Annotated in this window: 10 protein-coding genes, 1 pseudogene and 1 riboswitch; all 11 genes and pseudogenes read right to left on the bottom strand. The window is 70.9% G+C overall.

The annotated features are described in order from the left end of the window. Positions 1-680, bottom strand: a pseudogene (locus ACWDX9_RS52995) (glycine dehydrogenase (aminomethyl-transferring)); the annotation flags it as partial. 168 nt (positions 681-848) lie between these two features. Further along, a riboswitch (glycine riboswitch) is annotated at positions 849-948 on the bottom strand. A 118-nt stretch (positions 949-1,066) separates the two neighbouring features. Next, a complete protein-coding gene (locus ACWDX9_RS52990; protein ID WP_350734655.1) occupies positions 1,067-1,687 on the bottom strand; it encodes a MerR family transcriptional regulator in 621 nt (206 codons plus the stop codon). 147 nt (positions 1,688-1,834) lie between these two features. Continuing rightward, positions 1,835-2,305 carry a bifunctional nuclease family protein gene (locus tag ACWDX9_RS52985; protein ID WP_090771501.1) on the bottom strand — a complete coding sequence of 157 codons (471 nt, stop codon included), beginning with the start codon at positions 2,303-2,305 and terminating at the stop codon, positions 1,835-1,837. 132 nt (positions 2,306-2,437) lie between these two features. Beyond that, positions 2,438-3,064 carry a transcriptional regulator FtsR gene (gene ftsR, locus ACWDX9_RS52980; RefSeq protein WP_364241452.1) on the bottom strand — a complete coding sequence of 209 codons (627 nt, stop codon included), beginning with the start codon at positions 3,062-3,064 and terminating at the stop codon, positions 2,438-2,440. A gap of 73 nt (positions 3,065-3,137) precedes the next feature. Next, the gene (locus ACWDX9_RS52975) at positions 3,138-3,650 is read right to left on the bottom strand and encodes an FHA domain-containing protein (protein WP_185074355.1); all 513 of its coding nucleotides are present in this window, start codon (positions 3,648-3,650) and stop codon (positions 3,138-3,140) included. A gap of 270 nt (positions 3,651-3,920) precedes the next feature. Further along, entirely contained in the window at positions 3,921-6,425 is a 2,505-nt protein-coding gene (locus ACWDX9_RS52970; protein ID WP_449969621.1) for a sugar phosphate nucleotidyltransferase, read from the bottom strand. 4 nt (positions 6,426-6,429) lie between these two features. Continuing rightward, the gene (locus tag ACWDX9_RS52965) at positions 6,430-7,011 is read right to left on the bottom strand and encodes a CDP-alcohol phosphatidyltransferase family protein (RefSeq protein WP_449969618.1); all 582 of its coding nucleotides are present in this window, start codon (positions 7,009-7,011) and stop codon (positions 6,430-6,432) included. Positions 7,012-7,092: 81 nt separating this feature from the next. After that, a complete protein-coding gene (locus tag ACWDX9_RS52960; RefSeq protein WP_449969615.1) occupies positions 7,093-7,884 on the bottom strand; it encodes a GNAT family N-acetyltransferase in 792 nt (263 codons plus the stop codon). After that, positions 7,874-8,470: a phosphoribosylanthranilate isomerase gene (locus ACWDX9_RS52955; protein WP_449969612.1), complete on the bottom strand. Its 597-nt coding sequence runs from the start codon at positions 8,468-8,470 to the stop codon at positions 7,874-7,876. Before ACWDX9_RS52955 ends, ACWDX9_RS52960 begins: the two co-directional genes overlap by 11 nt. Before the next feature lie 139 nt (positions 8,471-8,609). Next, positions 8,610-9,284 carry a response regulator gene (locus ACWDX9_RS52950; RefSeq protein ID WP_449969609.1) on the bottom strand — a complete coding sequence of 225 codons (675 nt, stop codon included), beginning with the start codon at positions 9,282-9,284 and terminating at the stop codon, positions 8,610-8,612. Continuing rightward, the coding region (locus ACWDX9_RS52945; RefSeq protein ID WP_449969606.1) for a sensor histidine kinase at positions 9,281-11,000 on the bottom strand (1,720 nt) is incomplete at its 5' end. The genes ACWDX9_RS52950 and ACWDX9_RS52945, both read right to left, overlap by 4 nt.

Raw genomic sequence — 11,000 nt, 5'->3', positions numbered from 1 at the left:
GCGGCGGCCACGGCGCGGAAGTCGCGCAGCCGCCCGGACGCGCCCGGGTACTGGACGAGCACGCCGAAGCACTCGGGCAGCTCGCCCTCGAGGGAGTGCTCCACCAGCGTGATGCCCAGGGGCTCGGCCCTGGTGGCGAGCACGGCCTTGGTCTGCGGCAGCGCGTCGGCGTCCACCACGAACACGCTGCTCTTGGACCTGCCCGCGCGGCGGGCCAGGGTCATCGCCTCGGCGGCGGCCGTGGCCTCGTCGAGGAGGGAGGCGCCCGCGACGGGCAGGCCCGTCAGGTCGGAGACGACGGTCTGGAAGTTCAGCAGCGCCTCGAGGCGGCCCTGCGAGATCTCCGGCTGGTACGGGGTGTAGGCGGTGTACCAGCCCGGGTTCTCCAGCAGGTTGCGCCGGATGACGGCGGGGGTGATCGTGTCGTGGTAGCCCAGGCCGATCATGGAGGTGAGCACGCGGTTGCGCCCCGCGAGGGCGCGCAGCTCGGCGATGGCCTCGGCCTCGCCGACGGCGGCGGGCAGCTGGAGCCGGTCCTTGGCCCTGATGGCCTCGGGGACGGCCACGGCCACCAGATCCGCCACGGACTCGAAGCCCACGGCCTCGAGCATGCGCTGCTGCTCGGTCGCGGATGGGCCGATGTGCCGGGACGAGAACGGCGGAGCTGACAGGTCGGTCATGGACAGTGCCTCCCGAGGCTATGGAGACCGGCGCCGTGGCGCGGGCGAGTGCCGGATCTCCCCCTCTGTCAGCGCGGCGACGCCGCGACCTGAGAGCTTCACCCCGGGAACGGGGCTTGCACCGTCGGTGAGGCGCGCCTGGCGGGTGCGCCTGCTTTCCAGAGTTGCCTCACCCGAGCGGTACAGGGTGCCTGAGAGATTCCGGGGAGGGTTGCTCCTTCGGCGCCCTGAGACCCGCGGGTCCCAGGGACTCTCCCGCACGGGGTCATCAGCCTTGCTGTCCTAGATTACAACCCTCCGCGTTACGCATGAATTTCCCCGTCGATGCGTTATGTGCGGATTGCCCGGTGGGCCGCGTCCGGCGGCCCACGGCAGAAGGGGGTGTGCTAGCTGAGGCGCCGCGCGCGGCGACGGCGGGCGAGCTCGTCAGCGGGGTGGTCGGCCGGGACGCTGTCCTCGACCGCCGCTCGTTCCCCCGGCAGCTCCGCGAGGGAGCCCTCGACCTCTCGCCAGACCCGGCCGAGCGCGATGCCGAACACGCCCTGACCGCCTTGGAGCAGGTCTATCACCTCGTCGGCCGAGGTGCACTCGTAGACGCTGACGCCGTCGCTCATGAGCGTGATCTGCGCGAGGTCGGCGACCCCGCGGTCACGCAGATGCTGGACGGCCGTACGGATCTGCTGCAGCGACACCCCGGTGTCGAGGAGCCGCTTGACGACCTTGAGCACCAGGATGTCTCGGAAGCTGTAGAGCCGCTGGGAGCCCGAGCCCTGTGCGGCTCTTATCGTGGGCTCCACGAGGCCCGTGCGCGCCCAGTAGTCGAGCTGCCTGTAGGTGATGCCGGCCGCCGCGCAGGCCGTCGGCCCGCGGTATCCGATGTCCGCCGGCAGCGACGCCGGCTGTTCGTCGAAGAGCAGGCCCTGCTCCCCGGCACGCTGCCGCGCGCTCTCGCGCCGAACCGGATCTTCCTGGCCGGCCGTCTTTCCCTCGCCGCTGCTGACCGCCACGCGGACCTCCGGCTTTCTCTCATCCCGCGGCCTGATCTGGGGGTTCGTAAAGGGCGACCACGGGTTTCACTTGCACCGTAGGACCGTGACCATGCTCAGTCAACGATCCGGCTCGGCGCGTCGTGAAGCGTAAATGCACCGAAATACCTACCCCGCCCTGCCGAAGTCTTCGGGAGTGATCGTGTCAAGGAACTCTCTGAACTTCTCCACCTCGTCTTCCTGGTCGTCCGGGATGATCACCCCGGCCTCCTGGACGACCTCCTCGCTGGCGAAGATGCGCGCTCCGGTGCGCAGGGCGAGCGCGATCGAGTCGGACGGCCGCGCGCTCACTTCCACGCCGTTGGAGAAGACCAGGTCGGCGAAGAAGATGCCGTCGCGCAAGGCGACGATGTTGACCGCTCGCAGGCCGACGCCCAGAGCGCTCAGCACGTCTCGGAAGAGGTCGTGGGTGAGCGGACGCGGCGGTGGCTCTTCCGCTTGGGCCAGCGCGATGGCCGTCGCCTCGGTCATGCCAATCCATATAGGAAGGAACCGCTCCCCGTGTGCCTCCTTGAGCAAGACGATCGGCTGATTTGTGGGCATTTCAACTCGAACGCCCACGACCTCCATCTGCAACACGGGCTGCTCCGTATTCCTGACCGGTCACCCGGCACAGCTATTTGCGGGTCGCTACTGCTGACTGGCTACTGCAATTCAACGTAACACCCGGCGGGCATGGAATGCGCCCCCGCCTCCCAGCTCGCCAGGGTCTCAACGCCCCAGTACGGACCGGATCCCCGACCGCACAAGGGATGCGTGCAGGTCGAGCAGGAGTGTGGAAAGCTCCCTGGCGACCTCGTCGGCCTCCCCGATGGCGCCGGGGGCCCGCCGTTTGAGTATGGGCGCGACCGCCTGCTCGACGAGCCCGCACTCGCGCTCGGCCGCGGCCTTGACCGCCCGCAGATGGCGGGCGCGCAGGCCGAAGCGGGCCAGCGCGCCGATGCTGCGGGCCACGTTGAGCGCCTCTTCGTCGTAGCGCCTGGCCACCGGGGCGAGCAGGCCGTAGTCCTCGAGCTCGGTGAGCGTCTCGTCGTCGATCTCCGCCGCCTCGAGCAGCTCAGCCCGGCTGAGCCGGACCTCCGTCTTCTCCTGTACGGCGCGCGGACGGCCGAAGCTCTCGGCCATCCTGTCCTTGATCACCCGCAGCGGCAGGTAATGGTCGCGCTGCTCGCGCAGGATGAAGCGCAGCTGCTCCACGTGCAGGTGAGTGAACTTGCGGTAGCCGGACGGGCTGCGCTCGGGCTCGATCAGCCCCTCACCCTCCAGGAAGCGGATCTTGGAGATCGTCACATCGGGGAACTCGCCCTGCAGGAGCGCGAGCACCTCCCCGATGCTCATGTGAGAGCGTGCCGCCTGGGAGGTCATGTGACCTCCCGGGACGGCGCGTCCACGAGTCGCTCGCTCGGCTCGATCATGCGCCGGCGTGGGTCCGCATCAGGAAGACGAGGCGGAACTTGCCGATCTGCACCTCGTCTCCGGAGTGCAGGGGAACCTCCTCGATGCGTTCCCTGTTGACGTAGGTGCCGTTGAGGCTGCCCACGTCGCGCACGGAGAACTGACCGCCGGGGTGGCGGTAGAACTCGACGTGGCGGCGGGAGACCGTGATGTCGTCGAGGAAGATGTCGCTCTCCGGGTGGCGCCCGGTCGTGGTGAGGTTCTTGTCCAGCCGGAAACGGCTCCCCTGGTTGGGGCCCCTGGTCACCGTGAGCAGCGCCGTGCCGGGCGGCAACTGCTCGACCAGAGCCCGCTCCGCCAGGAGCATGTCGCCTGCCTCAGCCTCGTATGCCTCGATTCCCGCGATGGAGATCGTCGACGTGGTGTCCCCGGAGACCTCGGGTCTGGTCAGCGGTGACCCACAGCGGGAACAGAAACGGGCATCCTCGGGGTTGGCGTGCCCGCACTGCGTGCAGTAGACGCTCGGCATCGATCGGCTCGGCCTCCTACCGCGAAGACGCGGCGACGGTGCTCAAAGACGCGCCTCGCTTCGCTTTTTCAAGTTTGCGAATGCCGCAAGATACGCTGATCAGCGGCAAAGGTCAAGGCGGGGCACTGGACTGTGGTTTGGACGCAGACAAAGTTACCGCCGCTTCCGCCCCGTGGTCCATGCCGCCGCGCGTTTCTACATTACGATCTTGCGGCACTGTCTGGGCACGTCAACCCTAATGGCTTTTTCTTCACCCTCCGCGACGATTGTTCACATGGCGGCCTGCTCCACGATGCGGGCCCACCGTTCGAGCAGGGCCTGGGCGCCGTCCATGTCGCCCGCCTCGGCCCACAGATCGGTCACGGGCTCGGTGGCCGCGGGCAGCACGAGCACCCAGCTCCCGTCGTCGTGGGCCACCCGCACGCCGTCGGTGGTGTCGATGCGCCGGCCCTCGTGCTCGGCCTCCGCCGCCTCGATGACCGAGCGCATGACGGCGCCCTTGGCCGCCCACGGCGTGGGGACCGTGCGCTTGAGCATTTTGACCTCGGGGATCCTGGCGTCGATCTGGCTGAGCGACAGGCGGGTGCGGGCCACCAGCCCGAGCAGGCGCATGAACGAGGCCAGCCCGTCGATGGCCGGGCTGAACTCCGGCACCACGAAGCCGCCGCGCCCGTCCGCCGCGAAGATCATGTCGGGGCCGGCGGCGGCCGAGGTGAGGGCGTCGAGCGCGGTGGAGGTCCACTGCACCTGTACGCCGTGGAAGCGGCAGACCTGCTCGGCGACCCTGGTCGTGGTGACCGGCAGGGCCACCTGGCCGCCCCTGCGCTCGGCGGCGACGAGGTCGAGCACGACGAGCAGGGAGCGTTCGTCGTTGATGAGCTGGCCCATCTCGTCCACGAGGGCGATGCGCTCGCCGACCGGGTCGAACCGGACCCCGAACGCCGCCCGCGACGAGCTGACCAGCTCCGACAGGCGCTGCAGGTCGCGGCGGCGCTCGGCGAGCGTCTCGGTGGGCGAGACGTCGTCGAGGCGGGCGTTGACGGTGAGCACCTCGACCCCGACGCGGCCGAGCAGCGTGGGCAGCACCAGCGAGGAGGTGCCCCCCGCGCAGTCCACGACGACCTTCATGTCCCTGACGTCGCCCACGTCCACGTGGCGCAGGAGCTCGTGGGTGTAGTCCTCGACGGCCCTGGCCGGATACGTGAGCTCGGCGATCTCCCCCGGGAACGCGCGCCGGAACTCCTGCCGGGAGAAGACCCGCTCCAGCTTGCGCTGGGCGGCCGGGGGCAGGTCGGCGCCGCGGCCGTCCATGATCACGATGTCCACGCTCTGCGGGTCGCCCGGCGTGGTGCGCAGGGTGATGCCGCCCGCGGCCGACTCGCGGGCCGTGTGGAAGCGCGTGACCGGCAGCGGGGCGGCCTCCAGGTCCAGGACGTTGATCGCGCCCGCCGTGAGCGCGCCGATGACGGCCCGCTTGAGCGCCCTGGCGGCCAGGGAGCAGTCGCGGGAGGTGACGACGTACTCGCCCTTCTTGAGCGTGGTGGCGTACGCGCTGGCCAGCCGGACGCACAGCTCGGCGGTGATCTCGACGTTGACCAGGCCGCTGACGCCCCTCGGGCCGAACAGGTTGCGCTGGCCGCGCGACTCCCAGATGACGCTGGTGTTGACGACCGCGCCGGCCTCGATGGTCTTGAACGGGTAGACCTTGACGCCGCTGGAGACGTACGCCTCGGGCTCGATGACGCACTCGTCGCCGATGACGGCGTTCTCCTCGATGCGGGCGCCGGCCATGATGTCGGTGCTCTTGCCGATGACGCAGCCGCGCAGGTGGGCGCCGGGGCCGAGGTAGACGTTGTCGTGGACGACCGCGCGGTGCAGGAAGGCGCCCTCGCGGACGACGGCGTTGTTGCCGAGCACGGTGTACTCGCGCAGCTCGGCGCCCGCCTCGACCTTGGCGTAGTCGCCGATGAGCAGCGGGCCCTTGAGCACGGCGTCGGGGTCGACCGAGGCCGAGTCGGCGACCCAGACGCCCGGCGAGAGCTCGAAACCGCCGATCTCCAGGTTGACCCGGCCGGACAGGGCGTCGGCCTGGGCCTTGAGGTAGCTGTCGTGGGTGCCGACGTCCTCCCAGTAGCCGTCGGCCACGTAGCCGTAGATGGCGGCACCCTGGTCGAGGAGGGCGGGGAAGACGTCCGAGGACCAGTCGACGGGCTCGCCCGCGGCGACGGTGGCGAGGACCTCGGGCTCCATGATGTAGATGCCGGTGTTGACGGTGTCGGAGAAGACCTGGCCCCAGGTGGGCTTCTCGAGAAAGCGCTGAACGCGTCCCCCGTCGTCCACGATGATGATCCCGAATTCGAGGGGGTTCGGGACGCGCTTGAGGCCGATTGTCACAAGTGCCGAATTTTCACGATGAAACCGGATCATGTCGGTTAAATCGATATCTGTCAGAGCGTCGCCGGAGATCACCAGGAAACGGTCGTCGCGGAGCCGGTCCTCGGCGTTCTTGACACTGCCCGCCGTGCCGAGGGGCACGTCCTCGGTGGCGTACTGGAGGCTCATGCCGAGCTCGTCGCCGTCGCCGAAGTAGTTGCGGACGAGCGCCGCCAGGAACTGGAGCGTGACCACCGTCTCGGTGATGCCGTGGCGCTTCAGCAGGCGCAGCACGTGCTCCATGATCGGGCGGTTGACCACGGGCAGCAGGGGCTTGGGCTGGTTGGCGGTCATGGGACGCAGCCGAGTTCCCTCTCCGCCTGCCATGACGACCGCCTTCACCCGATCACTCCTTTTTGGCCGAGGTTACGAGTTGCAGCACCTGTACCACATACAACACGCCTGCCCACCAGTACAGGCCCGTTCCCCAAAGCGCGAATGCCCACCCGACAATTCGTGCTATATCGGCATACCACCCCGTATGGGAGGCAAGGAAGAGGAGAGGGAAGGCGTACATGAGGTTGAACATGGCAGCCTTGCCCAGGTAATGCACCTGAAGTGCCTTGTAGCCATGTTTGCGAAGTACGGGGATGAAACAGGCGACGAAGAGTTCGCGCCCCAGGATGACCGCGACCAGCCACCACGGGATCACGTCGCGTAGCAGCAGGCCGATGATGGTGGCGAAGACGTAGAGCTTGTCGGCGGCGGGGTCGATGATCCGGCCGAGCCTGCTGGTCTGGTTGAAGGCGCGAGCGATTTTTCCGTCGAGCCAGTCCGTGAAACCGGCCACCGCGAGGATCGCGATGGCCCATCCGTCCGCCTTGGGCCCGAGAACCAGCCAGAGGAAGACGGGGACGCCGAGGAGTCGCAGGAAGCTCAGCAGGTTGGGAACCGTCCAGATCCGGTCCTCGGCGGAAGTTTCGCTCACGAGCAGACCCTACTGCGTGGAACTCTGACACAGCGGCCCCGCATGGGACGCTCACATTTCCACCCTTCCCGGGCGGCGGGGTCAGGTCCGGAGGAAGGCGTGGGTGCGGCCCAGCTCCTCGAAGCCGAGCTTGGCGTAGAAGTCCTTCGGCCAGTCGGCCGCGTCGGCCACCAGGAAGATCAGCTCGGCCTCCGCCGCCCGCGCGAGCAGCGCGGTCATGAGGGTGCGCGCGTGCCCCTTGCCCCGATGATCCGCGCCGGTGAAGACGCTCTCGATCTGGGCGACGCCGCCGTGCTCGTACAGGTCGGCCCTGGCGGCGATCTCCCCGTCCGGGGCGCGTACCCCCCAGAAGCTCACCGCGTCGGCGTCGCGCAGCCGGCCCTCCACCCGCCGGGCGAGCCCGTCGATCACCTCGTCCGGCGCCTGGGGCAGCGTGTGGCGCCAGTCGCGCCGCAGCACCGGCAGCAGCTCGGCCGGGGAGAGCCGCTCGGCCACCGCGGAGCCCAGCGGGGGCGTGCCGCGGAAGGCCATGATCAGGTTGGTCTCGTGCTCGTAGCCGGCGGCGAGGAACGCGGGCGCGAGCGCCGTGCCGAGCCGGTCGTCGTCCACGCACACCAGCCGGTGCTCCCGCTCCGCGAGCACCTCGTCGGCCGCCCGCAGCAGCCGCTCCGCCGCCTCCCGGGCCTCCTCCGGCGTCTCCGGGACCGGCCCGGGGCCGACGACGAGCTTGTTGTCGTCGTGGGACCCGGGATAGCGCCCGTCGAGCACCGCGAACCCGCCCGGGACGGTCACCTCCCGCGGAGTCCTGCGGCGCGCGAAGGCGTGCTGGAAGCCCACCGCGCGAGCCAGGTCCAGGGCCGCCTCAGCCGGCACGCCGCGCCGTCTCGAGGAACGCCCGGATGAGCGCCGAGTCCTTCACCCCGGGCGAGGTCTCCACGCCGCTGGACACGTCGACGCCCCACGGGGCGGCCGCCGCGATCGCCTCCGCCACGTTCGACGGGGCGAGCCCGCCGGCCAGCAGCCACTGCCCCGACGCGCGGCCGCGGACGGCCGCCCAGTCCCACGCCTGCCCGGACCCGGCGTGCGGCGCGTCCACGAGGAGCAGGTCCTCGTCGTAGGCTCCGCAGCGCAGGTCGGCCTCCGCGTCGACGGCCCTGATCAGCCGGAGGCCGAGGTCCTTGAGCGCGGTGAAGTCGCCGTGCGGGTGCTTGCCGTGCAGCTGGATGGCCCGTACGCCGGACGCCAGCGCCGCCGCGCGCACCGTGTCAGGGTCCTCGCCGCGGAACACCCCCACGGTCAGCACATGGGCGGGCACCAGCGCGGCCAGCTCCGCGGCCCGGTCGGGCGCGATCCTGCGCGGGCTCCGGGTCATGACGAACCCGATCGCGTCCGCGCCCGCCTCCACGGCGGTGGTCACATGCTCGGGCTGGCTCAACCCGCAGATCTTCACATACACCACACCCCGACCCTAGCGGCGGCGGGGGCCACCGGTGACCATGCCCACGCCGGTCCACCCGGAGGATGAGCGGCCGTCCCCCGTCCCGCGGACGAGCGGGGCGGGGTCAGGGGCGGGGTCAGGGGCGGGGTCAGGGGCGGGGTCAGGGGCGCGGCGGGCGTACCGGGCGGAAGGAGGCGTCCACGAGGCCGGTGCGGTGGGCCACGACGGCGGCCTGGATGCGGTTGCGCAGCCCCAGCTTCTCCATGGCCGCCGCGATGTGGGTCTTGACCGTCGTCACGCCCACGTGCAGCTCCTCCGCGATCTCCGCGTTGGACAGCCCGGTGCCGACCAGGGCGAGCACCTCCAGCTCGCGTTCGGTCAGCCCGGCGGGCGGGGGCGCGGCGGCCTGCTCCTCGGCGTCCAGGAACCGCTCCACGACCCGGCGCAGCACCGACGGCGCCAGGAGCTGCTCCCCCGCCGCCGCCCGGCGCACGGCGTCCACCATGCGCTCCGGTTCGTCGTCCTTGACCAGGAATCCGACCGCGCCGGCCCGCAGCGCCGCGTACACGTTGGCGTCCTCCGCGAACGTCGTCAGCACCACGATCCGGGCGCCCGGCCGGGCCGCGAGCACGCGTTTGATCGCCTCCAGCCCGTCGACCCTGGGCATGCGCAGGTCCATGAGGACCACGTCCGGCAGGTGGCGCTCGGCCAGGCGGACCGCCTCGGCCCCGTCCACGGCCTCCCCCACGACCTCCATGTCACCCGTGGCCTGCAGCAGCATCCGCACGCCCGCCCGTACGAGCGCCTGGTCGTCGGCCACCAGCACGCGGATCATGCGACGCTCCTGGCCGGGAGGCTGGCGGCCAGGAGCCAGCCGCCCTCGCCGTCGGGCCCGGCGGAGAGGGTGCCGCCGAGGGTACGGACACGTTCGCGCATGCCGGCCAGGCCGCGCCCGGACGAGGGCAGGCGTTCGACGACGGTGGGCGGACGGCCGTTGCGGATCCGTACGGACAGGCCCTCCGCCGACGGGGTGACGCTGACCCGGACCTCGGTGCCGGGGCCGGCGTGTTTGAGCACGTTCGTGAGTCCTTCCTGGACGATGCGGGCGGCGGAGGCGCGGGCGATGAGGGGCGCCCGGTCGGTGGCGGGGTCGAGTTCGAGGTCGACGACGAGCCCGGCGGCGGCCATGCGTTCGGCGGACTCGCGGACCACGTCGGCGGGGTTGGCCAGCAGGTCGGGCTGGCGTTCGGGGTCGCGCAGCAGGTCGAGCAGGTCGCGCAGGTCCTGCAGCACCTGGTGTCCCGTCTCGCGGATGTCGGTGAGCGCGTCGGCGACGGGGCCGTCGGGGGCGGTGTAGCGGGCGGCGCTGGCCCGCAGGACCATGGCGCCCACGTGGTGGGCCACGATGTCGTGCACGTCGCGGGCGATGCGCTCGCGTTCGGCGAGCTGGTCGGCGCGCACCTGGGCGACGGCCGCGCGGGCCGCCTCCTCGGCGCGCAGCCGCTCGGCGGCCGCCGCGGCCTGCCGCATGCCGAGGTAGCGGCCGATGGCGATCGGCGTGGCCACCAGCGTCATGAGGATCCCGACGCGGAACGGCGTGGTCTGGGTCTCCTGGCCGACGACGGCGATCGCGGTCAGCATGCAGCCGGCGGCGTAGGCGATGATCGTCCACGCCCAGGAGGTCACCCGCATCGCGAACACGCCGATCGCGATGAGCGTGAGGATCACGCAGGTGTTGACGACCTGGTTCAGATAGGTGTCGGCGGAGACGAGCAGCGCGCCCTGCAGCAGGAGCACCACCCCGGGCAGCCGCCGGGCGATGCCCAGCGACAGGCCGCCGACCACGGCGAGCAGGCCGACCACCCAGACGGGCTGGGTGCCCGCGTGCCAGGAGGTCCAGGTGCTGAGCACGGTGATCGCCACCCCGCCCGCCGCCAGCAGCGCGTCGGGCGTGACGTCCCGCTCCTCCAGCGGCCCCGCCGAGCCGCGCAGGTACGCCCCGAGCACGGCCGGGAAGACCGCCAGGAAGACCGAGTACACCCAGGTGTTCATGACGACCGGGATGCCGGGGTCGACGATGTTCAACGCGGTCGCGACCATCGCGGCGGCCACCGCGAGCACGGTGCCCCGCCAGCCGGAGCGGTATCCCACGACTCCGAGCGCCACGCAGACCAGGATCTGCGCCGTGTTGGACGTGAACGACTCGAGCTGGTCGGTCACCACCAGGAGCCCGGCCAGGTAGAGCGCGACGGGCACCGGCCGGCGCCGGACGAGCCCCATGGGCAGGCCCACCAGCAGCGCCATCGGGATGTTCATCTCGGCGGGCAGGTATCTGGTGTCGCCCGCGTGCGCCGTCGTCAACAGGTCCAGGCCCACACCTGAGACCGCGAGCAGGACATCCAGCGGCAAACCACGCCAACGCATGGACTCACGGTATCCGTGGAGCTTGTCGGCGGGGGTCCTCCTTGCGGCCTTGACGATCTGAACGATCGGGGTCGCGGCCTGGGCGGGTGTACCGGTCGACGGCAGGACCACGGCGGCGACGCCGATC

This window comes from Nonomuraea sp. NPDC003201 (assembly GCF_053590415.1).
Note: the sequence above shows the minus strand (reverse complement) of the source record. Positions and strands in the feature narration are given on the sequence as shown.

Excerpts from the sequence above, each read along its gene's own strand:
- ftsR (WP_364241452.1), bottom strand. The coding sequence starts at position 3,064 with ATGAGCATCGGGGAGGTGCTCGCGCTCCTGCAGGGCGAGTTCCCCGAT.
- ACWDX9_RS52975 (WP_185074355.1), bottom strand. The coding sequence starts at position 3,650 with ATGCCGAGCGTCTACTGCACGCAGTGCGGGCACGCCAACCCCGAGGAT.
- ACWDX9_RS52950 (WP_449969609.1), bottom strand. The coding sequence starts at position 9,284 with ATGATCCGCGTGCTGGTGGCCGACGACCAGGCGCTCGTACGGGCGGGC.